The sequence below is a fragment of the Phytohabitans rumicis genome, assembly GCF_011764445.1.
GTDB lineage: Bacteria > Actinomycetota > Actinomycetes > Mycobacteriales > Micromonosporaceae > Phytohabitans > Phytohabitans rumicis.
The window spans coordinates 6,160,041-6,185,851 of record NZ_BLPG01000001.1 but is presented as its reverse complement, the minus strand read 5'-3'; the positions used below and the strand labels follow the sequence as shown (position 1 = coordinate 6,185,851).

The window sequence follows — 25,811 nt, the reverse complement described above, 5'->3', positions numbered from 1 at the left end:
GTTACCGGCTGGTATGTGTGTCGAGCGTCGCGTCGCGGTCCACCAGGCGTGACGAGGCCCGTCACACAAGGCAGGATGGAGGACGAGACCTATCCCACACTCAATAGAGGGAGCGCTGGTGGCTACCGAACGCAAGCGCCCGGTAATCAGCGATGGCCTACCGAGCCAGCTTCTCGACATCGACCCCGAAGAGACCCGGGAGTGGATCGAGTCGCTCGACGCGGTCATCGACGAGCGCGGCGCCAAACGCGCCCGCTACGTCATGCTGAGCCTGCTGGAACGCGCCCGCGAGCGCCAGGTCGGGGTGCCGCCCCTGACCACCACGGACTACATCAACACCATCCCGCCGGAGCAGGAGCCGTGGTTCCCCGGCGACGAGTTCGTCGAGCGCCGCATCCGGGCGTACATGCGCTGGAACGCCGCGATGCTCGTGCACCGCGCCCAGCGCCCGGAGATCGGCGTGGGTGGCCACATCTCGACGTACGCGAGCGCGGCCTCCCTCTACGAGGTGGGCATGAACCACTTCTTCCGGGGCAAGAGCCACCCCGGCGGCGGTGACCACATCTTCTTCCAGGGTCACGCCTCCCCCGGCATGTACGCCCGGGCGTTTCTGGAGGGGCGGCTGACCGAGGACCGGCTCGACGGGTTCCGGCAGGAGCTGTCGCACGCCGGGCTGGGCGGCGGGCTGCCGAGCTATCCGCACCCGCGCCTGATGCCGGACTTCTGGGAGTTTCCGACGGTCTCGATGGGCCTCGGCCCGCTGAACGCGATCTACCAGGCCCGGTTCAACCGGTACCTGCACCACCGGGGCATCAAGGACACGTCCGACCAGCACGTATGGGCGTTCCTCGGCGACGGCGAGATGGACGAGGTCGAGTCGCTCGGCGCGATCGGCCTGGCCGCCCGCGAAGAGCTGGACAACCTGACCTTCGTGATCAACTGCAACCTCCAGCGGCTGGACGGCCCGGTACGCGGCAACGGCAAGGTCATCCAGGAGCTGGAGGCGTTCTTCCGCGGCGCCGGCTGGAACGTGATCAAGGTGATCTGGGGCCGCGAGTGGGACCCGCTGCTGGCCGCCGACACCGACGGCGCGCTGGTCAACCTCATGAACACCACGCCGGACGGCGACTACCAGACGTACAAGGCGGAGTCCGGCGCGTTCGTCCGGGAGCACTTCTTCGGGCGTGACCCGCGCACCCGCAAGATGGTCGAGCACATGACCGACGAGGAGATCTGGAACCTCAAGCGCGGCGGCCACGACTACCGCAAGCTGTACGGGGCGTACAAGGCGGCCACCGAGCACACCGGCCAGCCGACCGTGATCCTCGCCAAGACCATCAAGGGCTGGACGCTCGGCTCGCACTTCGAGGGCCGCAACGCCACCCACCAGATGAAGAAGCTGACGCTGGACGACCTCAAGTCCTTCCGCGACCGGCTCTATCTGGACATCCCGGACTCGGCGCTCGAAGCCAACCCGTACCTGCCGCCGTACTTCCACCCGGGCGAGAAGTCGGAGGAGATCCAGTACCTGCGCGAGCGGCGCGAGGCGCTCGGCGGCTTCCTGCCGTCGCGGCGTACGACCACGATCCCGCTGCAGATCCCGGGCGCGGAGCGGTTCGCCGACGTCAAGCGCGGCTCGGGCAAGCAGAAGGTGGCCACCACGATGGCCTTCGTCCGCCTGCTCAAGGACCTCATGAAGGACAAGGAGTTCGGCAAGCGGTGGGTGCCGATCATCCCGGATGAGGCGCGCACGTTCGGCATGGATTCGCTCTTCCCGACCCAGAAGATCTACTCGCCGCACGGGCAGCGGTACACGTCCGTCGACCGGGAGCTCTTCCTGTCGTACAAGGAGTCGACCACCGGGCAGATCCTGCACGAGGGCATCAACGAGGCCGGCTCGGTCGCGTCGTTCACCGCCGCCGGCACCGCGTACGCCACGCACGGCGAGCCGATGATCCCGCTGTACATCTTCTACTCGATGTTCGGCTTCCAGCGCACCGGCGACGGGTTCTGGGCGGCGGCCGACCAGATGGCCCGCGGCTTCGTGCTCGGTGCCACGGCGGGGCGCACCACGCTCAACGGCGAGGGCCTGCAGCACGAGGACGGCCACTCGCACCTGATCGCGGCCACCAACCCGGCCGTCGTCGCGTACGACCCGGCGTTCGGGTTCGAGACGGCGCACATCGTCGAGGACGGCCTGCACCGCATGTACGGCGAGCGGCCGGAGAACATCTTCTACTACCTGACCGTCTACAACGAGCCGATCCTGCAGCCCGCCGAGCCGGCCGACCTCGACGTCGAGGGTGTGAAGCGCGGCCTCTACAAGTACCGCCCGGCGGCGATCGACGGCCCGCGGGCGCAGATCCTCGCCTCGGGTACCGGCATGCAGTGGGCGCTCAAGGCCCAGGACCTGCTCGCCCAGGACTGGGGCGTCTCGGCCGACGTGTGGTCGGTGACGTCGTGGACCGAGCTGCGCCGCGACGCCGTCCTGGTCGAGGAGCAGAACCTGATGCACCCCGGCACGCCGGCGCAGGTGCCGTACCTGACCGAGAAGCTCAAGAGCGCGCGGGGGCCGTTCGTGGCGGTCAGTGACTGGATGCGGGCGGTGCCGGACCTGATCGCGCGCTGGGTCCCGGGGAGCTACACCTCGCTGGGCACCGACGGGTTCGGCCTGTCCGACACCCGGCACGCGCTGCGCCGGCACTTCCACGTCGACGCCGAGTCGATCGCCGTGGCCACGCTGCGCCAGCTCGCCGTCCGCGGCGAGGTGCCGCCCTCGGTGCCCGCCGAGGCGGCCAAGAAGTACGCCATCGACGACGTGGGGGCGGCTCCCGTCGGGGAAACGGGCGGAGATTCCTGACCCTTCTCATGATCGGGGCGCCTCTCACCTGAGGGGCGCCCTTTTCATGGCAGGGTGACGAGCGTGGAGTGGGTGACCTTCGACCGGCGCGACCCCACCGTCGTGGTCGAGCTCATCCGGTCGGTCGCCGTTTCCGGCGATCCCGGGGAGTACGGCGACGGTGTCGAGGTCGTGATCGAGGCGCCCGGGCCGTCGTTTCTGCGGGACATCTTCGGCGCCGAGCCGGCGAGCGCCCACATCGCGGTGACCAAACCGGGCGGCGAGGTCGGCTACCCGTTCCATGTGCGCCTGGTCAGCGACCAGGGCGGCGACGCCGGCCGCCAAGCCCCCGCACGACGTGGCTGGGCGATCAGCAACTCGGCTGGCCTGGCGTTCCTGATGCAGAAGGGCGCGCCCGGCGCCGGGTACGACTGGGCCGACCTCCTGGACGGCGCGATCGCGGCGCTGACCGCGCTGCGTACCGACGCCGCCGACCCGGGCTGGCGCGCGGGTGTCGACCGGGCGGTCTTCCGGGCGTACTGGTAACAAGGGCTTCCCGGAGGTCCGCTCGCGGACTAGAGTGCGAGGAACTTTCACGTTCTTGGAGGAGTAGATGGGCTTCACCTGGGGCGTTTCGACCTCGGCGTACCAGATCGAGGGTGGAGTCGCCGAGGGCGGTCGCGGACTGTCCATCTGGGACACGTTCACGCACAAGAACGGGCTCCCGACCGGCGACATCGCCTGCGACCACTACCACCGGTACCCCGAGGACGTCGCGCTGCTGGCCGACCTGGGCGTGTCCGCGTACCGCTTCTCGGTCGCGTGGCCGCGCATCCAGCCGGACGGCAGCGGCCCCGCCAACAAGGACGGGATCGCCTTCTACGACCGCCTCGTCGACGCGCTGCTGGAAAAGGGCATCGACCCGGTGCTCACGCTCTTCCACTGGGATCTCCCGCAGGCCCTCGAAGACAGCGGCGGGTGGCTGAACCGCGACACCGCGTACCGCTTCGCCGAATACTCCGGCCTCGTCGCGGACGCGCTCGCCGACCGGGTCCGGCTCTGGATCACACTCAACGAGCCGTTCATCCACATGACCCTCGGGTACGCCACCGGCGAGCACGCCCCGGCCAGGCGCTCCTGTTCGGCGCGCTGCCGGCCGCCCACCACCAGCTGCTGGGCCACGGCCTGGCGGTCGCCGAGCTGCGCGCCCGGGGCGCCGCCGCGGTGGCGATCACCAACAACTACTCGCCCGCCTGGCCGCAGGGGGACACCGAGGCCGACCAGATCGCCGCGGCGACGTACCACGCGCTGCACAACCGGTTCTTCACCGATCCGCTCTTCGGCCGCGACTACCCCGAGATCGGGCTCGACCCCGCCGTGGTGCACGACGGCGACCTCGACATCATCGCCGCGCCGCTCGACGCGCTCGGCGTCAACTACTACAACCCCACCGGGGTACGCGCGCCGGCTGGCGTTGCCCCGCTGCCGTTCGACCTCGTTCCCCTGGACGGCTACCCGAAGACCGACTTCGGCTGGCCGGTCATCCCGGACGGGCTGCGCGAGCTGCTCGGCTGGCTCAAGCAGGAGTACGGCGAGGCCCTCCCGCCGATCCACGTCACCGAGAGCGGCTGCGCGTACGAGGGCGTCGACGACCCGCAGCGGGTGACCTATCTGGACGGTCACATCAAGGCTGTGCGGGCCGCCATCGAGGACGGCGTCGACGTGCGCGGCTACTTCGTCTGGTCGCTGCTGGACAACTTCGAGTGGGCGGAGGGCTACAGCAAGCGGTTCGGGCTGGTCCACGTCGACTTCGAGACGCAGGTACGTACCCCGAAGACCTCGTACGCCTGGTACCGGGACCTGATCAGAGCGTCCCGATGACCGCCGGGATCACCCTGCCGCCGGCGCTCGCCGAGCCGACCACACCCGTACGCCGAAGCTGGGTAGCGCTGATCTTCAGCGCGAACCTCGGCGTGTGGATGGCGTTCTTCACGCCCATCCAGGTGCTCCTGCCCAACCAGGTCGAGCTGATCGACCCGGCCAACAAAGAGACCATGTTCGGCTGGGTGACCGGCCTCGGCGCGTTCGCCGCGGTGATCGCCAACCCCCTCGCCGGCGCCCTCTCCGACCGCACCTGCCTGCGCATCGGCGACCGGGAGTACGGCCGCCGGCACGTCTGGACGCTGTCCAGCGCCATCCTCGGCGCCGTGTCGCTGGCGATCCTCGGCCAGCAGCGCACGATCATCGGCGTCGCGGTGTGCTGGGTGGCCGCGCAGATCTGCTTCAACGCCGCCCTCGCCACGCTGACCGCGGCCATCCCCGACCGGGTGCCGGTGGAGCAGCGCGGGCGGGTCTCCGGCTGGATCGGCATCCCGCAGTCGCTCGGCCTCGTCGTCGGGGCGGTGCTGGTCACCGCCGTGTTCACCGACAACGCGGCCGGCTATCTCGCGGTCGCGGCCGCCGTACTGCTGCTGGCGTTGCCGTTCGCGCTGGTCACGCCCGATGACGCGCTGCCGCGTACGCACCAGCCGCCGCTGCGCTGGCGCGCGTTGATCCGGAGCATGTGGATCAGCCCGCGTGAGCACCCCGACTTCGCCTGGGCCTGGGGCACCCGCTTCCTGGTCCAGGTCGGCAACGCGCTCGGCACGCTGTTCCTGCTCTACTTCCTCAAGGACGGGGTGAAGTACCACGATCCCGATGGCGGGCTGCTCATCCTGATCCTCATCTACACGGCCGGCATGATGGCCACCGCGGTCACCGCCGGCCGCCTGTCCGACCGTTCCGGCCGCCGCAAGATCTTCGTCATCTGGTCCGGCATCATCATGGCGGTGGCCGCGCTGCTGCTCGCCATCTGGCCCTCGTGGGGCATGGCGATCTTCGCCGCGGTGCTGCTCGGCGCCGGGTACGGCGTGTACCTCGCCGTGGACGCCGCACTGATCACGCAGGTGCTGCCGCAGGCCACCGACCGGGCCAAGGACCTGGGCGTCATCAACATCGCGAACTCGGCGCCCCAGGTGCTCGGGCCCGCGATGTCCGCCCCGATCGTGGTCTACCTCGGCGGCTACACCACCCTGTACGCCCTCACCGCCGTGGTCACCCTCCTCGGCAGCGTCTTCGTGGTACGGATACGCTCGGTTCCGTGACCGTACGCGTGCGCTTCGCCCCCTCTCCGACCGGTATGTTCCATGTCGGCGGCGCCCGTTCAGCGCTGCAAAACTGGATCTACGCCAAGCAGCACGGCGGGGTGTTCGTCCTGCGCATCGAGGACACCGACGCCGCGCGCAACCGGCCGGAGTGGACCGAGGGCATCCTGTCCGCGCTCGACTGGATCGGCATCGCCCGCGGCACCTACGAAGGCCCGTACTTCCAGTCGGAGAACGCCGGCGAGCACCGCACCGCCGCCGCCAAGCTGCACGCCGCCGGCCGCGCGTACTACTGCGACTGCACCCGCGAGGACGTACAGGCCCGCACCGGCTCGCAGTACCAGGGGTACGACGGCTTCTGCCGCGACCGCGGGCTCACCGCCGGCCCCGGGCGGGCGCTGCGCTTCCGTACGCCCGATCTCGGTCTGACGGTCGTCGTCGACCTCATCCGCGGCGAGCCGACCTGGGAAAACAAGCTACTGGAAGACTTCGTGATCGCCCGTGGCGACGGGTCGCCGGTCTTCCTGCTCGCCAACGTCGTCGACGACATGACCATGGGCATCACCCACGTGATCCGCGCCGAGGAGCACCTGCCCAACACGCCCAAGCAGCAACTGCTGTGGGACGCGCTGGGCGTCAAGCCGCCGGTGTGGGCGCACGTGCCGATCGTGGTGAACGAGAAGCGCCAGAAGCTGTCCAAGCGGCGCGACAAGGTGGCGCTGGAGGCGTACCGGGACGAGGGCTACCTCGCCGACACCATGCGCAACTACCTGATGCTGCTCGGCTGGGCGCCCAGCGGCGACCGGGAGATCGTGCCCTGGTCCGTGATCGAGTCGGAGTTCCGGCTGGAAGACGTCAACCCGTCGCCCGCCTACTTCGACGAGAAGAAGCTGCGCGCGTTCAACGGCGAGTACATCCGCGCGCTCTCCGTCGAGGACTTCGTCGAGGCGTGCCAGCCCTGGCTGACCGGCACCGAGACGATCCCGCCACCGCCGTGGCAGCCTTCCGAGTTCGACGCGGCGGCGTTCGCGACGGTCGCCCCGCTCGCACAGACCCGGATCACCGTGCTCAGCGAGATCGTGCCGAACGTCGACTTCCTCTTCGTCGCCTCACCCGAGATCGACGAGGGATCCTGGTCCAAGGCGATGAAGGATGGCGCCGGCGACCTGCTGGACGCCGCGGTCGAGGCGTACACGGCGCTGCCGACCTGGGACGCCGACGCCCTGAAGGCGGCGCTCGAAGCGGTGGGCGCCGAGCGGGGCCTCAAACTCGGCAAGGCCCAAGCACCCGTACGCGTCGCCGCGACCGGGCGAAGCGTCGGCCTCCCGCTCTTCGAGTCACTGGTGGTACTAGGCCGCGAGCGCACCCTCGCCCGCCTCCAAGCCGCCCGCGCCCGCCTCCCCTAACCCCCTCCGCGCCCCCTCCCCCGCCGCGCCCTCTCCGCACCCGCCGCGCCCGCGCGCCCCGCGCGCGCCTTCTCCGTCGATCAAGGGCAAACGGCCGTGCTTTGATCTCCAAACCACGACCGTTTGCCCTTGATCGACGGAGAAATCCTTGATCGACGCGGAGCGCGCGCTCGTCAAGGTCCGCCCGGAAGACGCTGCGTGGCGACTGCGGCGAGAAACCGCCCCTCCCGAGCCTGGCGCACAATTCGAGCGAGCACGTAGCGCCTTTGATCTTTCTTGGTGGGGCAGGACGGGATCCTGTGGGCGGAAATGCCCGACATAACCGGACGCAAGATCCCGGTTTGGCCCACCAAGAAAGATCAAAAGCTCCGCGGGATCAGACGCGCGCTGCCCAACCCCTAACTCCACGGCGCCGATCAAGGATTCTCACGCCGATCAAGGGCAAACGGTCGTGGATCGGAGATCAAAGCACGGCCGTTTGCCCTTGATCGGCGGGGAGGGCCTTGATCGGCGGAGGCGGCGCACGGCCGGCGGAGGCGCGGCGCACGGCCGCGGCGGGGCGGCGCGCGGCTGGCGGAGGAAACCTTGGCGAAGGTGTCGAGGGTGAGGGTGTGGCTCCGACCAAGGAGGAGAAGGCACTTATCACCTTGGAGGAGACATGGTCACCACGCTCGACGTAGTGCGGCCCGGCGACGAGGCGTACGACGCGCTGCGGCGCACCTTTGTGCATGAGGGCGAGCCGGCCCTCATCGTGCGCTGTCATAGCAGCGACGACGTGCGGCACGCCATCGGGTACGCCCGGGACAACGGCCTGGTGCTCTCCGTACGCAGCGGCGGGCACAGTGGCGCCGGCTTCGGTACGAACATCGGCGGTGTCGTGATCGACCTGTCGCCGCTCGACACCGTCGAGGTCGTCGACGTACACCGGCGACTGGTCCGGCTGGGCACCGGCGCGCGCTGGAAGGACGTGGCGGAGGCGCTCGCCGAGCATGGCCTGGCCATCTCGTCGGGCGACACCGCGAGCGTCGGTGTGGGCGGGCTGATGCTGGGCGGCGGGATCGGCTGGCTGGTACGCAAGTACGGGCTGGCCCTGGACAGCCTGGTCGCCGCCGAGGTGGTCACCGCGGACGGCCGGGTGGTGCGGGCCAGCGCGGACGAGCACGCCGATCTGTTCTGGGCGATCCGCGGGGGTGGCGGAAACTTCGGCGTGGTCACCGCGTTCGAGGTGATCGCCCAGCCGCTACGCAATGTCCTCTACGGCACGGTGACGTACCCGGTCGAGGAGACCGCGGCGGTGCTGCGGCGCTGGCGGGATTTCCTGCGTACGGCGGGTGACGATGTCACGACGACGGCGCGGGTCTTTCCGGGGCAGCCGGTGATGGTCGCGGTGTGCTGCCCGGCCGATGCCGAGCCGGCGGCGCGGGCGGCGATCGGGCCGCTGCTGCGCCTCGGCACGGTGCTGGGGCAGGACATCGCGGTGCGGCGCTACCCGGAGGTGCTGGAGTCGGTGGGCGAGTTGCCGCCCGGCTTCCGGCCGGTGGTCCGCAACGGCCTGGTCCCGGACTGCACCGACGAGCTGATCGACGCCGCGTTGGCCGGTGGCGCCGCGCTCGGCGTGTACGTCGAACTGAGGGGCCTCGGTGGCGCGTTCGGTCGGGTGGCGAGCGACGCGACCGCGTTCGCCCACCGCGACAGCGAGGCGATGCTGCTGACCGTCCAGTTCGACACGTCCGCCGCGGCGGTGGAGCGGTTCGGCGAGCTGTGGCGGACGCTGGGCTCGCTGACCCGCGGCGCGTACGGCAACTTCCTGACCACCGCGACCGACCAGGATGTCGCCACCGTCTACCCGCCGGCCACGTACCGGCGGCTCGCCGCAATCAAGGGGGCGTACGACCCGGCCAACCTTTTCAGCCAGAACCACAACGTCCGACCGGCAAGCCACAGGCCGTAGGGCCTGTGTCGAAGTGGATGACCGGGCTGCGGCGGACCCAGACGACGACACAGGCCCTAACTGGCGGAACGGCGTAGCGAGCAGGCGTACGTTACGATTCGGCCGCCGGTGATCGCCTTGCTTCAGTCGGTCAACGATCGCAGATAGTTCCAAAAACCTGGCCCACGGATGCAACCACACGCGTTTCGGCGGAGTCTTTGAAATAAACGCGGATCTGTCGGCCGCGCCAGGGCAGCGGGACCATCCAACGGGGCGGGGAGGTCGATCATGGTCGCAGGGGTGAGCCGGCGATGGTTTCTGAGCGGCACGGTACTCATGGTGGCGGCCGCGCCACTTACGGTGTCGTCCGCTGCCAATGCCGCGCCCGCCAAGCCGACCGCGGTGACGATCGCCGGTGAGGGTCTGGGCGACCCGATCAGGATCAACGCCGAAGACAAGCCCGAGCTGCTGACCGCGGTGCTGGGTCAGGTGGGCTGGCTGAGCACCGCCAAGGCCCAGACCACCGCGCCCAAGGCGAAGAACCTCGGCCCGAAGTACACGGTCGTCGTGTACGTCGGCGAGGCGGCCAAGCAGACGTACGACCTGTACCCGTTGGCGACCGGCGGGCCGCGGGCGTTCCGGCCGGCGAAGCAGCCCGACAAGCGCAAGACCACGGCCGCCTGGTTCTACGGCCGGCTGACGATGTCGGAGACGCTGCGTTCGGCGGGCGTGCCGCTGCCCATGCAGCCCGACTCGCTGCACGACGGCGGCATCGGCGGCGGCGAGCGGGTCTTCGACGAGGACACCCTCAACCCGGGCAAGGACATCGACAAGCTGCTCGGCGACCTGCGCGAGGTGCTGCTGCTCAACGGCGCCGTCGTCCTGGTCATCACCATCGGGCTGGCCGGCATCTCGCTGCTGGTCCGCCGGCGTACCCGATAGGGCTTTTCAGCGCCGTTTCAGGCGCGCAGGGTGAGGATGTGGGGTAGGAGGGCGCCCCGCATGCGGATTCTGGTGGTGGAGGACGAGCCGCGGCTCGCCGCTGGGCTGCGTGCGGGCCTTTCGGCGGAGGGGTTCGCGGTCGACGTGGCCCTCAACGGCACCGACGGGCTGTGGCTGGCGCGCGAGCAGCCGCACGACGCGATCGTGCTCGACGTCATGCTGCCCGGCATCAACGGCTACAAGATCTGTCAGACGCTCCGCGACGAGGGCGTCTGGACGCCGATCCTGATGCTCACCGCCAAGGACGGCGAATGGGACGAGGTCGAAGGGCTGGACACCGGCGCCGACGACTACCTCACGAAGCCGTTCTCGCATGCCGTACTCGTGGCTCGTCTGCGGGCGCTGGTGCGGCGCGGCGCGCGCGAGCGGCCGGCGGTGCTGGCCGCCGGGGACCTGCGCCTCGATCCGGCGGCCCGGCGGGCCTGGCGGGACGGCGTCGAGGTGAGCCTGACGAACAGGGAGCTGTCGCTGCTGGAGTTTCTGATGCGGCGGGCCGGCGAGGTGGTCTCCAAGCGCGAGATCATCGCGCACGTGTGGGACTTCGACTTCGACGGCGACCCGAACATCGTGGAGGTCTACATCCGGCGCATGCGGGACAAGCTGGGCCGCGCGACGATCGAGACGGTACGCGGGGCCGGGTACCGGCTGGCGGCCGAGGGAGGCTGACCGATGCGCTCGGTCCGGGTGCGCACGACCGCCGCGGCCGTCGCCGTCGTGGGCCTGGCGCTGGTGATCGGCGCGGTGGCGCTCGTGGTGGCGCTCCGGGTGATCCTCACCCGCGAGATCGAGTCCGCTGCCGAGCTGCGCGGTATCCAGATCGCCGGACTGCTCGAGGCGGGCAGCTCACCCGAGTTCGTGGCGGCCGGGGAGTCCGACGAGGGGTTCGTCCAGGTCCTGGACCGGAACGGAACGGTCGTCGCGGCCAGCCCGGAGCTCGCCGGTCAGCCCGCGGTCGCCCGTCTCAGCCCCGGCGAGACGGCGCACGTGGACGTGGAATTCGAGGACGACGAGTTCCTGACCGTGGCCACCGACGCCGGTGGGCGGTTCACCGTGCTGACCGCCCGGTCCCTCGACCCGGTGGCCGAGTCGACCCAGGCGGTCACCCTGCTGCTGGCCGCCGGCCTGCCGGTCATGCTGCTGGTCATGGCCGGCACGGCGTGGCGCGTGGTCGGCCGGGCCCTCGCCCCGGTCGAGGCGATCCGCGGCGAGGTCGACGAGATATCGGCCGCCGAGTTGCACCGCCGCGTCCCGCAGCCGCCCGGCCGCGACGAGATCGCCCGGCTGGCCGCCACCATGAACCGCATGCTCGACCGGCTCCAGCGGGCCCAGGACCGCCAGCGCCGGTTCGTCTCCGACGCCTCGCACGAGCTGCGCTCGCCGGTCGCCGCGATCCGGCAGCACGCCGAGGTCGCCCTCGCCCACCCGGGCCGGATCACCCTCGACGGCCTGGCCGAGACCGCGCTCGGCGAGAGCCTGCGCATGCAGCGGCTGGTCGACGACCTGCTGTTGCTGGCCCGGGTCGACGAGCACACGCTCCAGCTCCGCCGGCAGGCCACCGACCTCGACGACCTGGTCTTCGAGGAGGCGCGCCGGCTGCGTACCGGCGGCGCGCTGACCGTCGACAGCGCCGGCGTGTCGGCGGCCCGGGTGGACGGCGACACCATGGCCCTGCGCCGGGCCCTGCGGAACATCGCCGACAACGCCGCGCGCCACGCGCGCGGCCGCGTCGCGTTCGGCCTCGGCGAACAGGACGGGTGGGCGGTGCTGCACGTCGACGACGACGGTCCGGGCATCCCGACCGCCGATCGGGTACGCGTGTTCGACCGTTTCGTCCGCCTGGACGACGCCCGGGCCCGGGACACCGGCGGTGGCGGCCTAGGTCTGGCCATCGTCGCCGAGATCGTGGCCGCGCACGACGGGCAGGTCGAGATCGCGGACAGCCCGCTCGGCGGCGCCCGGGTGACGGTGCGCCTGCGTTCAGGCTCTGTTCAGCCGGCGCCGGGCACGCTGTCGGCATGACACGAAAAATGAAGTGGACCCTGGCGGCCGTCGCCGCGGCGGTGATCGTCGTCGGCGCCGGTGGAGGCACCGCGATCGCCGCCGCCACGGACGACTCCGAAACGCCGATCACCGGCGACGCACTCACCAAGGCCAGCGCGGCAGCGCTCGCGCACACCGGCGGCGGCCGGGTGACCGAGACCGAGGTCGGCGACGAGGACAGCTACTACGAGGTGGAGGTCACGCTCGACAACGGCAATCAGGTCGACGTCCAGCTCGACCAGAACTTTGCCGTCGTGGGCTCCAGCGCCGACGAGGAGAAGGCCGGCGACGCCGACTAGGACCGACTAGGACAGCTCGCCGCGGATGCCCAGCGATGCGGCGTCCGCGGCGGCGACGCCGGCGATCCAGCCCTCGCGGTTGCTGACCGGCATCGACTTCCCCACCACCTGCGGAAACATCGACTTGGTCGCCTTGTCGACCGCGTCCTCCCGGGCGGTCAGGAGAGGCACCAGCTCGCCGCGCCCCGGGCCGCTCGACGCTTCGGCCACCGCCGCGCCGGTCGCGTCGGCCAGGCGCTGCCGGATCCGGTGCGCGTACGCGGTCAGGAACGCCTGCCGGAACGACCGCGTGCGGGAGCGGCCCGCCGCGTCCGTACGCGATCCCTGGTACGTCATGGCGGCCGTCGCCTGCACCAGCAGCGAGGTGTAGAGCAGCTCCACCGCGTCCAGGTCGGGCGGGAACCCGAGGACGGTCGCGAACCCGTACATCTGGGTCCACACCGAGCGGCAGCGGTTGGCGCTCGCCACCGCGTCGAGCAGCAGGGCCTTGGGCGCCTCGTACGGGTTGTCGACACCCAACCGGCGACCCAGCGGCTCGTCGCGCCGGCTCTCCGACAGCAACGCGTAGTCGATGCTGTGGCGGGCCATCAGCTCCTGCGCCTTGGCGGTGAACGCCTCGGCCTCCTCCGGGAAGCTGGTCGACTCGGCCTTGGCCAGCAGCGCCCGTACCCGGTCCAGCTTGCGCGCGTCGACCAACCGGTTGCTGGTCACGCCCAGGCTGCCGCCCCGCGCCTGGCCCGGCGGCGGGCACAGCTCCGGCAGGACCGGCAAGACGTCCAGCACCGACAGCACGTCGAGCGCGCACCCGACCGCGGTCTGCTCGTCGACGCCCTCCCGCTCCCGCCAGCCGTCGAGGTAGGCGTCGTCGCGCTCCCACCACACCTTCGCGCCGGCCGCCACGAGCTGCGCGGTCCAACGTTCGTCCACTGTGGCCGCCGCGAAGGGGCGCATGGCCGCGGCCATCGCGTCGACCAGCATGCGTACGCGCCGGGCGTCGAACTCGCGGCCGGTGTGCCGAACCAGGTCGGCGGGCTGCCACCCACGCTCCCAGGCACCCCCGCGGCCATCTGCAGGAGGTCGAAGAGCACGGTCCCGACCGCGCCGCCGAGCTCCGCGAGCACCTTCACCGCGCGGCCGTACTCCTCCAGGTTGCCGTCGAGGCGCGCGTCCACTCCCTCGAGGATGAGCTGCTGGATGGCGGCCAACGGCGACGCCGCCCGGCGCTGCTCCCGGGCCCTGGCCTTCGCCCGCTGGCTGGCCTGCTTCTGCTGGCGCCGCTCACGGTTGCGCTTGCCCACTCGCGACACCGTACCGGCTGTCCGTGCGCGCTACCGCCCCGCCGCACGCTCAGTCACACCTTCGAGTTCTCGGCAGATGTAAAGTGCACGCTTTGCGGCGGGGTTCGTCCTCTACTGTGGCACTGAGACGCTCCGCTTCGGCGAAAAGCTCTGCTGCGTACCCATCTCCGCGCTCTGGACGGCGCGGACTACCGGCTAGCGGTGATTTCCACCAGCTTGATCAGGTCGTCGACGTCGGCCTCGAACTCGGCGTCCCAGTCGATCTCCTCGGCGAGCCAGGCGGCGAGCCGCTGGTGGGCGGGCAGGGGCTCGGCCGCGACCTCCGCGCTCCGGCGGCCCGCCGCGAACCGCCCGTTGACCTCCGATGTGGCGAAGGCCAGCACGAACGTCGACAGCATCCGCTCCAGCCGGGGCACGGCCGACCCGGGCACACCCGCGTCCAGCAGTACCTGGTAGAGCACGTCGACCACCCGTACGGCGTCCGGCGTGACCGACGGACGGACCATGAGCAGCGGGTACGCGCCAGGATGCGCGCGGGCGAGGGCCCGGGCGGCGCGGGCCACCGCACGCAGCCGGTCGCGCCACTCGCCGTCGCCGATGCCCGCGCCGGCGCCCGCGCCGTCGCCCGCCGGTAGGAGCTGGGCGAGCAGCCGGCCCACCATGCCGTCGAGCAGATCGTCCTTGGTGCCGACGTACGGGTACAGCGCCATCGAGGTCAGCCCCAACCGCTGGGCGATGGCCCGCATGGAGACCGCGCCAAGACCGCGCTCGTCGGCCAAGGCGAGCGCTTCGTCCAAAATCTGCTGTTTTGCCCGCACTCCTACAGCGTAGAGAGGGAGATCAGCACCAGCGGTCCGGCGGGCGCTCCCGCCGGTTTCCGCGCGCCCGAGGCCGCACCGCGCCGTGGCGGTGTGCCCCCGCCCAGCCCTGCCGACTCGATCGGCATACAGCCGGGCCACGACGGTCCGCCCCGATCGGGCGCCCCTCGTCCAACGGTGCCTCCGGTGGCGCGTCGGACGCCTCCGCCTCAGCCTCGTCGTCGACGCGGTCGCCAACCACGCCGTCGACAGGCTGCGGCCCGACCCCGCACACCCAGCGCATGTGCCTGCTGGCCAGCCCTTGCTGGCCGAGCAGGTAGTGCTGCTCGCTCTCGGCGCTGCCGTGCTCGGCCTCCCCGTGCGCCATCTTGATCTCCTCACCGGCGTCTTTCGCCTGCACCAGCCTCCCCGGCCCCTATGACATCACTCCTTGGCCCGTGCAGGAAATAACGTGGCCCACAGTGGGAACGCGACCAACCAGATCACGAGTGCCATCGTGAGCCGCCAGATCCACGCGCCGAGTTGCTCGGTCCGGCCCGGATCGTCGACCAGCAGGATGCCCGCGCCGAGCAGGCCACACGCCACGGCCCAGCCGGCCAGGCCCTTGCACCACTCCCGCCACTCGTACCGGGCGCGCTCCCAGCCGCCCTTCGGCGGCTTCCACGGCGGCGGGCCGCCGGCGAAGCGGTGTGCGAACCGCTGGTCGGCCCAGCGGACCATGGAGTGTCCGAACGCGATCGAAAATCCGATGTACGCCGCCGCGAGCCCGTGGGTGAAGTTCGCCGTCGCGCCGCGCCGCAGGTCGATCACCGTCGCCGCCAGCAGTACCACGTCCACCACGGGCACAGACAGCAGGAGTACGCCGCCGAGGCGCCGCATCCGCAACAGGTACCGGGCCACCAACCCGGCGCCGAGCAGTACCCAGAATCCGATCTCGCACGCAGCGATCACCGCCAGAACCATGACCCCAGCGTCGGCGGGCATCGGGGCCACGGCGTCGGCACCGGTGACGGAATCGGCGTACTCCCTTTGACGGACCCGCGACCGCGTCCGCTCGTCGCGCGGGCGGAGGCCGGCGGGCGTTCCGTGTGATGTGATCGGAGCGTGACCAGGGCGCTGCGGTTCGACCTCGCGCTGGCGGGCGGATCGCTCGCCGGCGGCGTCCTGCTGCTCGCGCTCGACGTGGGCCCCACGATCGACTCGATCGCGCAGCAGCGCGAGGCGCTCTTCCTCGTCCCGCTGGTGGTGGCGTGCGCCGCCCTCGCCCTGCGCCGGATCGCGACCCGCACCGGCCTCGCCATCGGCACGCTCGCGGTCACCGCCGACCTCGCCCTCGGCGGCTCGCTCGGCACGATCCTGGTCTACACGCAGGTGCTCTACGACTCGTGCGTGTACGGCTCGCGGCGGCTGTGGCGGACCCTGCTGGGGGTGGTGATCGGGCTGACCGGGGTGGCCGCGGTCGCCGGCGTCGTGATCTTCGGGTCGTGGCGCGGGATGGTGCTGGCGGTGCCGCCCGCGCTCGCCGGGGTGCTGCCGGTGGTGACCGGGATCAGCGTCCGGCAGTACCGGGACCAGGCGGCCACCGAGCGGGCTCGGGCCGAGCAGACCGCCCGCCTCGTCGAACTGGACCGGCGCCAGGCCGTGACGGCCGAGCGCACGCGGATGGCCCGGGAACTGCACGACGTGATCGCCAACCACCTGAGCGCGGTCGCCATCCACGCCACGGCCGCGCTGTCCGTACGCCGCCGGGATCCCGCCGCGGTCGAGCAGGCCCTCAAGGTCATCCGGGAGAACAGCGTGCAAGGACTGGCCGAGATGCGCCAGATGATCGAACTGCTGCGCGAGGGCGAGGGCGGTGACGAGCCGACCCGGGTACGGCTGTCCGAAGTGGACCGCCTGGTCGCGCTGGCCCGCGGCGCCGGCCTCACGGTACGCCTGGCGACCACCGGCGAGCCGCGGCCGGTGCCGGTGGGTGTCGACCTGGCCGCGTACCGGATCGTGCAGGAGTCGCTGACCAACGCGCTCAAGCACGGCACCGGCCGCGCCGACGTGGCGGTCGGCTACACCGCGGACACGGTCACCGTCACCGTCGAGAACCCGGTCAACGGCGCGTCCGCCGTACCCGGGGCGGGTGCTGGCCTGATCGGCATGCGCGAGCGGGCCGCGCTGCTGCACGGCCGCTTCGACGCGGGCCGCGACGGCACCCACTGGCGGGTGTACGCGGAGCTGCCGACGTGATCCGGGTCGTGGTGGCGGACGACCAGCAGGCCGTACGCGCCGGCCTGGTGCTGATCCTCGACGGCGCGCCGGACGTCGAGGTGGTCGGGCAGGCGGCCGACGGCGAGGAGGCCGTCGCGCTGTGCCGGGAGCTGGCGCCGGACGTGGCCGTGCTGGACGTACGCATGCCGCGGCTGGACGGCATCTCCGCCACCCGCGAGATCGTCGCGGCGGACCTCGCCGACGTGCTGGTGCTGACCACGTTCGACCTCGACGACTACGTGTTCGGGGCACTGCGCGCGGGCGCGGCCGGCTTCCTGCTCAAGGACACCGACGCCGACGGCCTGGTCGACGCGGTCCGCACGGTGGCCCGCGGCGACGGCTTCATCGCTCCGGCGGTGACCCGGCGACTGATCAAGGCGTTCGCGGCGACCGCCCCCGACCCGCCCGACGCCCTGCGTACGGCGGTCGCCGAGCTGACACCGCGCGAGCGCGAGGTGCTCGCCTGCCTGGGCCAGGGCCTGTCCAACCAGCAGATCGCCAAGCGCCTCGACCTGGCCGAGTCCACCACGAAAACCCACGTGAGCCGCATCCTGACCAAGCTCGGCCTGCGCACCCGCGTCCAGGCAGCCCTCGTAGCCCAAGACCTCAACCTGCGATAACTCACAGCCCCGCCACCCGGCCTCTCTGCGCCACCCTGCCTTTCCTCGTCCCTGCCTTTCCTCGTCCCTGCCTTTCCTCGTCCCTGCCTTTCCTCGTCGATCAAGGGCATATGGTCGTGCTTTGATCTCCAATCCACGGCCGTTTGCCCTTGATCGACGCGAAAGTCCTTGATCGGTGAGGCGCCGCTGCGGCGGGACTCGTGACGGCGCTCGCCGCGTGGGCGCATTCCGGATGGCCCCGTGGCCGCCAGATCTTGCGCCGGCCCGGGGTTGGCGGCGCCCAGCGCTCTGCCCCTCTCGTCGATCAAGGACTTCTGCGTCGACCAAGGGCATACGGCCGTGGATTGGAGATCAAACCACGACCATATGCCCTTGATCGGCAGGGAAAGGGCCGTGGGGGCGGAGAGGGCGCGGGCCACCAAGGGGACTACCGCGAATGCGAGGAGCCAGCCGCCGAGTACATCGGTGGGCCAGTGGGCCAGCAGGATCACCCGGGTCGCGCCGATGAACACGGCGAACACCACCGCCAGCGCGACCACGGCGATCCGGCCGGCGCGTGCGAGATGCGGCCAGAGGAGGAGCACCGCGACCAGGCCGGCCGCGGTCGCGTGCGAGGTATGGCCGCTGGGGAAGCCGTTGCTGTCGACGAGCACGAAGCCGTCCTGCGGGCGCGGGCGGGTCAGCAGCCAGTGCATGGCGCCCCACAGCACCGGGATCAGCACGGTCACCCAGGCGCACAGGTACGCCGGGCGGCGCCGGCCGGTCGCCAGCAGGAACGCCGTCGCCGCGATGCCGGCCGCCACGAACGGGAGCGTGGCCGCCACGTCGGTCACCACGCGCAGGACGTCGATCAGCCCGAGGTGCTCGTGTCCGTACCGGCGCATGTCGTCACTCATCGCGACGTCGAAGCGGTCGACCGGTGCCCAGTCTGCGGTCACGAGGGCCGTGAGGGTCAGGAACGCGGCCAGCGCCACCGACGGCACGAGCAGCGGGATCCGGGCGATCATCCCGGCCATAGTGGCACGACCCGGGACGTGACAGGCTGTACCCGTGCCGCCCCGCAGGGATGACCCCGTCGAGCTGAGCGCCACCGTGCGCCGGATCGAGCGCTCGGCCGGTGCGGTGGCGACCGCGAGCGTGGCGCGCATGGACGAGACGCTGCCCTGGTTTCGGGAGTTGCCGGCCGACCAGCGCGCCTGGGTCATGCTGGTCGCCCAGGCCGGCGTGCGGTCGCTGGTGGAGTGGCTACAGCGGGACGCCAAGCGGGCCTCCCAGGATCTCGCCGATGAGATCTTCGAGGCGGCGCCCACCGCGCTGGCCCGGTCGATCTCGCTGCAACAGACCGTCGCCCTGATCAAGGTCACCATCGACGTGGCCGAAGAGCAGGTGCCGCACCTCGCCGTACCCGGGGAAGAGGCCGCGCTGCGCGAGGCGGTCCTGAAGTTTTCGCGCGAGGTGGCGTTCTCGGCGGCCCGGGTGTACGCCCGCGCGGCGGAGTCGCGTGGCGCCTGGGACGCGCGGTTGCAGGCGCTGCTGGTCGACGCGCTGCTGCGCGGCGACTCCTCGGACGTGTTGGCCAGCCGGGCGGCCGCGCTGGGCTGGGCGGACGCCCCTCCGGTGGCGGTCGCGGTGGGCCGCTCCCCCGGTGGCGAGGCGTCCGCCGTGTTGCACACGGTCTACCGGGCGGCGCGGCGGATCGGCGTGGAGATCATCGGCGGGGTGCACGGCGACCGGCTGGTGCTCGTACTCGGTGGGGCGGCCGACCCGCTCGCGGCGACCGAAAAACTGCTGGCCGGCTTCGGCGACGGGCCGGTGGTGGTGGGCCCGGCGGTGGCGACGCTGGACGAGGCGACGGAGTCGGCCCGGGCGGCGCTCGCCGGCTTTCGGGCAGCGGCCGCGTGGCCGGCCGCGCCGCGTCCGGTGGCGGCCAGTGACCTGCTTCCGGAGCGCGCGCTCGCCGGCGATGTCGAGGCCCGCCGCCGGCTCCGCCAGGACGTGTACGGCGGGCTGGCGCGCGCCGGCGGCGAACTGCTGGACACGCTGGACGCCTTCTTCGCGGCGGGCGGGGTGCTCGAGGGCGCGGCCCGGTCGCTGTTCGTCCACCCGAACACGGTGCGCTACCGGCTCAAGCGGATCGCCGACGTGACCGGGCTGTCGCCGCTGACCCCGCGGGACGCGTTTGCGCTGCGGGTGGCGCTCACGATCGGCCGGCTGGACCCTGTGACACCTCCCACAACCTGAACGATCCCTAGGGCGCGACCTGGGATCTTTGTAGGGTTCTCACAAAGGCTGTAGTGCGGATTGGTGCATGCCAGCACACACCTGACTCACGAGTATCCAGGAGAGTCTTAGACGTGCTCGCCGTACTGTCGCCCGGACAGGGTTCCCAGAAGCCCGGATTCCTCACCCCTTGGTTGGAGCTGCCCGGCACCGAGGCACGCCTGCGGTGGTGGTCCGCCCTCGCCGGCGTCGACCTCGTGCACCTGGGCACCGAGGCCGACGCCGAGGAGATCAAGGACACCGCGCGCACCCAGCCGTTGCTGGTTGCCGCCGCGCTCCTCGCCGCCGAGCACCTCCCGATGTACGACGTGGCGGTGGTCGCCGGCCACAGCGTCGGCGAGCTGGGCGCCGCGGCGCTCGGCGGGGTGCTGACCTCCGAGTCCGCGATCACGCTGGCCGGCGTGCGCGGGCGGGAGATGGCGGCCGCCTGCGCCCTCGAGCCGACCAGCATGGCCGCGCTGCTCGGCGGCGACGCCGACGAGGTGGTCGCCGCGATCGAGGCGTACGGGCTCTACCCGGCCAACCGCAACGGCACCGGCCAGATCGTCGCCGCCGGCGCGATCGACAGCCTGGGCAAGCTGGCCGCCGAGCCACCGGCGAAGACCCGCGTGATCACGCTGCAGGTCGCCGGGGCGTTCCACACGCCGTTCATGGCGCCTGCGGAGCGGGCCCTCGCCGCCGTCGCCGGGGCATCAGCCCGACCGACCCCGGCAAGATCGTGCTGTCCAACCTGGACGGTTCGGCCGTCAACCACGGCCGCGAGCTGCTTCAGCGACTGGTCCGCCAGGTCACCGCGCCGGTCCGCTGGGACCTGTGCATGCGTACGCTCGCCGACCTCGGCGTCACCGCGGTGATCGAGCTGCCGCCGGCCGGCACCCTCGCCGGCCTGGTCAAGCGCGAGCTCAAGGGCACCGGCGCCCCCGAGATCGTCACCCTGAACACGCCCGCCGACCTGCCCGCCGCCCGCGACCTGATCGCCCGGCACGGCGCGGCACCGAGCCACGAGCCCGCCCCCCAGTTCCGGGTCGCGGTGTCCGCCAGCGCCGGCACCTTCGAGCCCGCCGCCGGCCTCGCCGAGGGCGACACCGTACGCGCCGGCCAGGTGATCGGGCACGTCGCGACCCGGCAGGGCCCCGTCGAGGTGGCCGCGCACGAGGCCGGCGTGCTGACGGAGTGGCTCGCCCACCACGACGACCCGGTCGCCCCGGGCCAGCCCCTCGCCCGCATCGGAGGACACCTGTAATGGCCGGTTCCCGCATCGTTTCGCTGGGCCACTACCAGCCGTCCCGGCTGGTGACCAACGACGACCTCGCCGCGATCGTGGACACCAACGACGAGTGGATCCGGGACCGCGTCGGCATCGTGACCCGGCGGATCGCGGAGGGCGAGAGCGTGGCCGACATGGCCACCGCCGCCGCCGGCAAGGCCCTCGCCGCCTCCGGGCTCACCGCCGCCGACATCGACATGGTCGTGGTGGCCACCTGCTCCTCGATCGACCGGTGCCCGAACGTGGCCACCCGGGTCGCCAACAAGCTCGGCATCGCCGCCCCGGCCGCGATGGACGTCAACACCGCGTGCTCCGGCTTCTCGTACGCGCTGGCGACCGCCGACCACGCGATCCGGGCCGGGGCGACGCGCAACGCGCTCGTCGTGGGCGCGGAGAAGCTCTCCGACATCACCGACTGGACCGACCGCTCCACCTGCGTGCTCTTCGGCGACGCGGCGGGCGCGGCGGTGGTCACGGCGACGCCCGACGGCGAAGAGCCCGGCATCGGCCCGGTGCTGTGGGGCTCCGCGCCGGAGAAGGGCGAGGTGCTGACGATCGAGGGCTGGCGGCCGTACATCCAGCAGGACGGGCAGGTCGTCTTCCGCTGGGCCACCACGATGCTCGCCCCGCTGGCGCTGCAGGCGTGCGAGCGCGCGGGCGTGGCGCCCGCGGACATCGCGGCGTTCGTCCCGCACCAGGCCAACACCCGGATCATCGACGGCATCGTCAAGCGGCTCGGCATCCCGAACGCGGTCATCGCGAAGGACATCGTCGAGTCCGGCAACACCTCTGCGGCGAGCGTGCCGCTGGCCCTGTCCAAGCTGGTCGAGCGGCGCGAGGTGCCTTCCGGCGCCCCGGTCCTGCTCTTCGGCTTCGGCGGCGGCCTCACCTACGCCGGACAGGTCATCCGCTGTCCGTGACGGTCCCCATCCATGGAGAGGAACAATCCGAAATGACCCGTGACGACATCATCGCCGGCCTGGCCGAGATTCTCGAAGAGGTCGCTGGCGTGAACCCGGACGACGTGGCCGAGGAGAAGTCGTTCACCGACGAACTGGACGTCGACTCGCTCTCCATGGTCGAGGTCGTGGTCGCGGCCGAGGAGAAGTTCGGGGTCAAGATCCCGGACAACGAGGTCCAGAACCTGAAGACCGTGGGTGACGCGGTCTCCTACATCGAGAGCAACGCCTGATCATGCCTACCACCGACGTCGTCGTCACCGGGCTCGGCGCGACGACCCCGCTAGGCGGGGACGTCGCGGCGACCTGGGACGCCATGCTCGCCGGCCGCTCCGGGGTGAGTGCGCTCACCCAGGAGTGGGCCGCGCAGCTCCCTGTACGGATCGCAGCCCAACTCGCCGTCGAGCCGTCCGAAAAGATCGACCGGGTCAAGATGCGGCGGCTCGACCGGTCGGAGGCGATCGCCCTCATCGCGGCGCACGAGGCGTGGGCCGACGCCGGCCTCGTCGACGCCGGCCTGGACACCGAGCGGCTCGCGGTCAGCATCGGCTCCGGCATCGGCGGCGCGCAGACCCTGCTCGCCCAGGACGACATCCTGGAGGCGTCCGGCCCGCGCAAGGTGTCGCCGCACACCGTCCCGATGCTGATGCCGAACGGCCCGGCCGCGTGGGTGGGCCTGGAGCTGGGCGCCAAGGCCGGCGTGCACTCCGTGGCCAGCGCCTGTGCCACCGGCGCCGAGGCGATCTCCCTCGGCCTGGACATCATCCGGTCCGGCCGCGCCGACGTGGTCGTCGCGGGCGGCACCGAGGCGGTCGTGCACCAGCTGCCGATCGCCGGTTTCGCCTCGATGCGGGCCATGTCGGTCCGCAACGACGAGCCGGAAAAGGCGTCCCGCCCGTGGGACAAGGCCCGCGACGGGTTCGTGCTCGGCGAGGGCGCGGGCATCGTCGTACTCGAACGGGCCGACCACGCCATCGCGCGCGGCGCGCGGATCTACGCACGGCTCGCCGGGGCCGGCATCACCTCCGACGGGTACGACATCGTGCAGCCGCATCCCGAGGGCCTGGGCGCGACGCGGGCGATCGCGAAGGCCCTGGCGGACGCGGGAGTCGCCAAGACCGACATCGTCCACGTCAACGCGCACGCGACCTCCACGCCGGTCGGCGACATGGCCGAGATCGCGTCGCTGCGTGCGGCCGTCGGCGACCACCCGGTGCTGACCGGCACCAAGTCGATGACCGGCCACCTGCTCGGCGCCGCCGGCGCGGTGGAGTCGATCGCGACCATCCTGGCCATCCGCGACGGGGTCATCCCGCCGACCATCAACCTCGACGACCCCGAAGACGGGCTGCTCGACGTGGCCGCGCACAAGGCGCGCCACCTGGAGATCCCGGCCGCGCTGAACAACTCGTTCGGCTTCGGCGGGCACAACGTCGCGTTGATCTTCACCCGCCCCTAATGGGAGGACCCGCCGTGACCACCACATCTGTCAGCGCCGATTCGTCCACCGTGGACTACCGCGACCCCGAGCTGCGGCTGCGCGGCCTCTTCGACGCCGGCTCGCTCCGGCTGATGATGCCGCGCGACGACTCGGGCGTGCTCTGGGCCCGCGGGGAGATCGACGGCACACCGGCCGTCGCGTACGCCAGCGATGGCGCCCGGATGGGCGGCGCGATGGGCAGCGAGGGCTGCCGCCACGTCGTCGACGCGATCGACGCGGCCGTCCGCGAACGGGTGCCGGTGCTCGGCCTGTGGCACTCCGGCGGCGCCCGGCTCGCCGAGGGCGTGGTCGCGCTCGACGCGGTCGGCCAGGTGTTCGCCGCGATGGTGCGCGCCTCCGGCCGCGTACCGCAGATCTCGGTGGTGCTCGGCCCGGCCGCCGGCGGTGCCGCGTACGGGCCGGCGCTGACCGACATCGTGGTGATGGGCGGCGCCGGGCGCATCTTCGTGACCGGGCCGGAGGTGGTCCGGTCGGTCACCGGCGAGCAGGTCGACATGGAGCGCCTGGGCGGCCCCGAGCCGCACGGCCGGCGCTCCGGCGTCGTGCACGTGACCACGAAGGACGACGCGACGGCGCTGGCCGAGGCGCGCAAGCTGGCGCACCTGCTCGGCCACCAGGGCCGGCTCTCCCCGCGGACGTGCCCGTTGGCGTCGAAGGGACGGCCACGACATGGCCGCCGCGATGCCCGCCGAGACCAACCGCGCGTACGACGTGAAGCCGGTGGTCAAGGCGCTGCTGGACGGGGCGGAGTCCGTCGAGCTGCACGCGCGCTGGGCGCCGAACATCGTGACCACGCTGGGCCGCTTCGCCGGGCGTACCGTCGGCGTGATCGCCAACAACCCGCTGCGCCTCGGCGGCTGCCTGGACTCGGCCAGCGCCGAGAAGGCGGCCCGCTTCGTGCGGATGTGCGACGCGCTCGGCGTACCCCTGATCGTGCTGGTCGACGTGCCCGGCTACCTGCCCGGCCTGGGCCAGGAGTGGGACGGCGTCGTCCGGCGCGGCGCGAAGCTGCTGCACGCGTTCGCCGAGGCCGTGGTGCCGCGGGTGACGCTGGTGACGCGCAAGGCGTACGGCGGCGCGTACATCGCGATGAACTCCCGCTCGCTGGGCGCGACCGCGGTCTTCGCCTGGCCGAGCGCGGAGCTCGCGGTCATGGGCGCGTCGGCGGCGGTCAACATCCTGTACCGCAAGAAGCTCGCCGCCGCACCGCCGGAGGAGCGCGAGGCGCTACGCACGCAGCTCATCGAGGAGCAGACCCGGGTGGCCGGCGGCGTCAACCGCGCCCTGGAGATCGGCGTGGTCGACGACGTCATCAAGCCGAGCGAGACCCGCCGCCGCATCGCCGAGGCGCTCGCGGCCGCCCCAGCGGCTCGGGGGGCGCACGGCAATATCCCACTCTGAGTGCTTTTTACATCGGCGGGCGTCCCTCCTAACATCTAGCGGATGGAAGCGACCGAGATCCGCAAGCTCGCCGCCCTTGAGGACACCCACTGGTGGTACCGGGAGCGTCGTGCCCTGCTTTCCCGGGCGCTGAAGAAGCTGCCCAGGCCGGGCACGGCGCTCGACATCGGCGCCGCCGGCGGCGGTAACACGCGCGTCCTGCGCGCCAACGGCTGGCAGCCGGTCGCACTGGAGTACAGCCCGGACGGCGCGCAGGTCGCCGCCGAGCGCGGACTCAACGTCATCCGGGCCGACGCCCGCGCGCTCCCGCTGCCCAGCGCCAGCCTGGACCTGGTCGTCGCGTTCGACATCCTCGAGCACATCGACGAGGACCACGCCGCCGCCGGGGAGATCCACCGCACCCTCCGCCCGGGCGGTACGGCGCTGATCGCGGTGCCGTGCGACATGCGGCTCTGGTCGGCGCACGACGTGGCCGTCGGGCACGTGCGCCGCTACACCCGGGACACGCTCACCTCGGTGGTGGAGAAGGCCGGCCTGGTCATCGACGAGTTGTGGAGCTGGAACGTGCTCCTGCGCCCGGTGGCGGCCTGGCGGCGCCGCAAGTCCACCGGCAGCGACCTGGACGACCTGCCCAATGTGGTCAACATGGGGCTGACCGCCATCATCGCGGCCGAGCGCTATCTGCCGGTGAAGTCGCTGCCCGGCGTCTCCCTAATGCTGAGGGCACACCGTCAAATCTGAATGCTGAG

23 protein-coding genes and 3 pseudogenes are annotated in these 25,811 nt (G+C 71.8%); 21 read left to right on the top strand and 5 right to left on the bottom strand.

Features of this window, described 5'->3' with window-relative positions; translation table 11 throughout:
- Positions 1 to 118: 118 nt before the first annotated feature.
- The 11 genes and pseudogenes from aceE (at position 119) to Prum_RS28105 (ending at position 12,659) form a co-directional block, all read left to right on the top strand.
- Positions 119 to 2,860, top strand: a complete 2,742-nt coding sequence (gene aceE, locus Prum_RS28150; protein ID WP_173079233.1) for a pyruvate dehydrogenase (acetyl-transferring), homodimeric type — start codon at positions 119 to 121, stop codon at positions 2,858 to 2,860.
- 63 nt (positions 2,861 to 2,923) lie between these two features.
- Positions 2,924 to 3,385 (top strand): hypothetical protein, encoded by a 462-nt coding sequence (locus Prum_RS28145; protein ID WP_173079232.1) that lies wholly within the window; start codon positions 2,924 to 2,926, stop codon positions 3,383 to 3,385.
- A gap of 67 nt (positions 3,386 to 3,452) precedes the next feature.
- A pseudogene (locus tag Prum_RS55895) lies at positions 3,453 to 3,908 on the top strand (glycoside hydrolase family 1 protein); the annotation flags it as partial.
- On the top strand, positions 3,818 to 4,720 hold the full coding sequence (locus tag Prum_RS28140; protein WP_308785380.1) for a family 1 glycosylhydrolase: 903 nt from the start codon (positions 3,818 to 3,820) through the stop codon (positions 4,718 to 4,720). The pseudogene Prum_RS55895 and the gene Prum_RS28140, both read left to right, overlap by 91 nt.
- A complete protein-coding gene (locus Prum_RS28135; protein ID WP_173079231.1) occupies positions 4,717 to 5,982 on the top strand; it encodes an MFS transporter in 1,266 nt (421 codons plus the stop codon). The genes Prum_RS28140 and Prum_RS28135 overlap by 4 nt, the downstream gene beginning before the upstream one ends.
- Positions 5,979 to 7,388: a glutamate--tRNA ligase gene (gltX, locus tag Prum_RS28130; protein ID WP_281368991.1), complete on the top strand. Its 1,410-nt coding sequence runs from the start codon at positions 5,979 to 5,981 to the stop codon at positions 7,386 to 7,388. The genes Prum_RS28135 and gltX overlap by 4 nt, the downstream gene beginning before the upstream one ends.
- Positions 7,389 to 8,046: 658 nt before the next feature.
- Positions 8,047 to 9,339, top strand: coding sequence for an FAD-binding oxidoreductase (locus tag Prum_RS28125; protein WP_173079230.1), 1,293 nt, complete (start codon positions 8,047 to 8,049; stop codon positions 9,337 to 9,339).
- 267 nt (positions 9,340 to 9,606) lie between these two features.
- On the top strand, positions 9,607 to 10,260 hold the full coding sequence (locus Prum_RS28120; RefSeq protein WP_173079229.1) for a hypothetical protein: 654 nt from the start codon (positions 9,607 to 9,609) through the stop codon (positions 10,258 to 10,260).
- Between the two features lie 60 nt (positions 10,261 to 10,320).
- Complete coding sequence (locus Prum_RS28115) at positions 10,321 to 10,986, top strand: response regulator transcription factor (RefSeq protein WP_173079228.1); 666 nt, start codon at positions 10,321 to 10,323, stop codon at positions 10,984 to 10,986.
- Between the two features lie 3 nt (positions 10,987 to 10,989).
- On the top strand, positions 10,990 to 12,339 hold the full coding sequence (locus Prum_RS28110; protein WP_173079227.1) for a sensor histidine kinase: 1,350 nt from the start codon (positions 10,990 to 10,992) through the stop codon (positions 12,337 to 12,339).
- Positions 12,336 to 12,659, top strand: a complete 324-nt coding sequence (locus tag Prum_RS28105) for a PepSY domain-containing protein (protein WP_218577363.1) — start codon at positions 12,336 to 12,338, stop codon at positions 12,657 to 12,659. Before Prum_RS28110 ends, Prum_RS28105 begins: the two co-directional genes overlap by 4 nt.
- A gap of 6 nt (positions 12,660 to 12,665) precedes the next feature.
- Here Prum_RS28105 and Prum_RS28100 read toward each other — a convergent pair whose 3' ends face one another.
- The 4 genes from Prum_RS28100 to Prum_RS28085 all read right to left on the bottom strand — a co-directional run bounded on the left by Prum_RS28100 (position 12,666) and on the right by Prum_RS28085 (position 15,738).
- Positions 12,666 to 13,637, bottom strand: a complete 972-nt coding sequence (locus tag Prum_RS28100) for a DUF2786 domain-containing protein (RefSeq protein WP_173079226.1) — start codon at positions 13,635 to 13,637, stop codon at positions 12,666 to 12,668.
- 508 nt (positions 13,638 to 14,145) lie between these two features.
- A complete protein-coding gene (locus Prum_RS28095) occupies positions 14,146 to 14,775 on the bottom strand; it encodes a TetR/AcrR family transcriptional regulator (RefSeq protein ID WP_173079225.1) in 630 nt (209 codons plus the stop codon).
- A gap of 22 nt (positions 14,776 to 14,797) precedes the next feature.
- Positions 14,798 to 15,175 (bottom strand): hypothetical protein, encoded by a 378-nt coding sequence (locus Prum_RS28090; RefSeq protein WP_173079224.1) that lies wholly within the window; start codon positions 15,173 to 15,175, stop codon positions 14,798 to 14,800.
- Positions 15,176 to 15,198: 23 nt separating this feature from the next.
- The gene (locus tag Prum_RS28085) at positions 15,199 to 15,738 is read right to left on the bottom strand and encodes a hypothetical protein (protein WP_173079223.1); all 540 of its coding nucleotides are present in this window, start codon (positions 15,736 to 15,738) and stop codon (positions 15,199 to 15,201) included.
- 141 nt (positions 15,739 to 15,879) lie between these two features.
- Here Prum_RS28085 and Prum_RS28080 point away from each other — a divergent pair, with 141 nt between their 5' ends.
- Positions 15,880 to 17,013 (top strand): sensor histidine kinase, encoded by a 1,134-nt coding sequence (locus tag Prum_RS28080; protein ID WP_173079222.1) that lies wholly within the window; start codon positions 15,880 to 15,882, stop codon positions 17,011 to 17,013.
- On the top strand, positions 17,010 to 17,654 hold the full coding sequence (locus Prum_RS28075; protein WP_173079221.1) for a response regulator: 645 nt from the start codon (positions 17,010 to 17,012) through the stop codon (positions 17,652 to 17,654). The genes Prum_RS28080 and Prum_RS28075 overlap by 4 nt, the downstream gene beginning before the upstream one ends.
- 467 nt (positions 17,655 to 18,121) lie before the next feature.
- Here the strand turns inward: Prum_RS28075 and Prum_RS55195 are convergent.
- Positions 18,122 to 18,349: pseudogene (locus Prum_RS55195) on the bottom strand (phosphatase PAP2 family protein); the annotation flags it as partial.
- A gap of 355 nt (positions 18,350 to 18,704) precedes the next feature.
- Here Prum_RS55195 and Prum_RS28065 point away from each other — a divergent pair.
- The 8 genes and pseudogenes from Prum_RS28065 to Prum_RS28035 all read left to right on the top strand — a co-directional run bounded on the left by Prum_RS28065 (position 18,705) and on the right by Prum_RS28035 (position 25,803).
- Positions 18,705 to 19,895, top strand: a complete 1,191-nt coding sequence (locus tag Prum_RS28065; protein WP_173079220.1) for a PucR family transcriptional regulator — start codon at positions 18,705 to 18,707, stop codon at positions 19,893 to 19,895.
- A 113-nt stretch (positions 19,896 to 20,008) separates the two neighbouring features.
- Positions 20,009 to 20,788, top strand: a complete 780-nt coding sequence (locus Prum_RS28060; protein WP_246278142.1) for an ACP S-malonyltransferase — start codon at positions 20,009 to 20,011, stop codon at positions 20,786 to 20,788.
- Positions 20,752 to 21,177, top strand: a complete 426-nt coding sequence (locus tag Prum_RS51995) for a biotin/lipoyl-containing protein (RefSeq protein WP_246278141.1) — start codon at positions 20,752 to 20,754, stop codon at positions 21,175 to 21,177. Before Prum_RS28060 ends, Prum_RS51995 begins: the two co-directional genes overlap by 37 nt.
- Positions 21,177 to 22,121 (top strand): beta-ketoacyl-ACP synthase III, encoded by a 945-nt coding sequence (locus tag Prum_RS28055; protein WP_173079219.1) that lies wholly within the window; start codon positions 21,177 to 21,179, stop codon positions 22,119 to 22,121. Before Prum_RS51995 ends, Prum_RS28055 begins: the two co-directional genes overlap by 1 nt.
- Before the next feature lie 32 nt (positions 22,122 to 22,153).
- Positions 22,154 to 22,393, top strand: a complete 240-nt coding sequence (locus Prum_RS28050; RefSeq protein WP_173079218.1) for an acyl carrier protein — start codon at positions 22,154 to 22,156, stop codon at positions 22,391 to 22,393.
- A gap of 2 nt (positions 22,394 to 22,395) precedes the next feature.
- On the top strand, positions 22,396 to 23,619 hold the full coding sequence (locus Prum_RS28045) for a beta-ketoacyl-[acyl-carrier-protein] synthase family protein (protein ID WP_173079217.1): 1,224 nt from the start codon (positions 22,396 to 22,398) through the stop codon (positions 23,617 to 23,619).
- 14 nt (positions 23,620 to 23,633) lie between these two features.
- Positions 23,634 to 25,062, top strand: a pseudogene (locus tag Prum_RS28040) (acyl-CoA carboxylase subunit beta).
- A gap of 42 nt (positions 25,063 to 25,104) precedes the next feature.
- Positions 25,105 to 25,803 (top strand): class I SAM-dependent methyltransferase, encoded by a 699-nt coding sequence (locus Prum_RS28035; protein ID WP_173079216.1) that lies wholly within the window; start codon positions 25,105 to 25,107, stop codon positions 25,801 to 25,803.
- The last annotated feature ends 8 nt before the right edge of the window (positions 25,804 to 25,811 follow it).

Coding starts and splice junctions, on each gene's coding strand:
- Prum_RS28110 (WP_173079227.1), top strand. CDS start 10,990: ATGCGCTCGGTCCGGGTGCGCACGACCGCCGCGGCCGTCGCCGTCGTG.
- Prum_RS28105 (WP_218577363.1), top strand. CDS start 12,336: ATGACACGAAAAATGAAGTGGACCCTGGCGGCCGTCGCCGCGGCGGTG.
- Prum_RS28100 (WP_173079226.1), bottom strand. CDS start 13,637: ATGCTGGTCGACGCGATGGCCGCGGCCATGCGCCCCTTCGCGGCGGCC.
- Prum_RS28085 (WP_173079223.1), bottom strand. CDS start 15,738: ATGGTTCTGGCGGTGATCGCTGCGTGCGAGATCGGATTCTGGGTACTG.
- Prum_RS28045 (WP_173079217.1), top strand. CDS start 22,396: ATGCCTACCACCGACGTCGTCGTCACCGGGCTCGGCGCGACGACCCCG.
- Prum_RS28125 (WP_173079230.1), top strand. CDS start 8,047: ATGGTCACCACGCTCGACGTAGTGCGGCCCGGCGACGAGGCGTACGAC.
- Prum_RS51995 (WP_246278141.1), top strand. CDS start 20,752: ATGCGTACGCTCGCCGACCTCGGCGTCACCGCGGTGATCGAGCTGCCG.
- Prum_RS28135 (WP_173079231.1), top strand. CDS start 4,717: ATGACCGCCGGGATCACCCTGCCGCCGGCGCTCGCCGAGCCGACCACA.
- Prum_RS28115 (WP_173079228.1), top strand. CDS start 10,321: ATGCGGATTCTGGTGGTGGAGGACGAGCCGCGGCTCGCCGCTGGGCTG.
- Prum_RS28055 (WP_173079219.1), top strand. CDS start 21,177: ATGGCCGGTTCCCGCATCGTTTCGCTGGGCCACTACCAGCCGTCCCGG.
- Prum_RS28120 (WP_173079229.1), top strand. CDS start 9,607: ATGGTCGCAGGGGTGAGCCGGCGATGGTTTCTGAGCGGCACGGTACTC.
- Prum_RS28035 (WP_173079216.1), top strand. CDS start 25,105: ATGGAAGCGACCGAGATCCGCAAGCTCGCCGCCCTTGAGGACACCCAC.
- Prum_RS28050 (WP_173079218.1), top strand. CDS start 22,154: ATGACCCGTGACGACATCATCGCCGGCCTGGCCGAGATTCTCGAAGAG.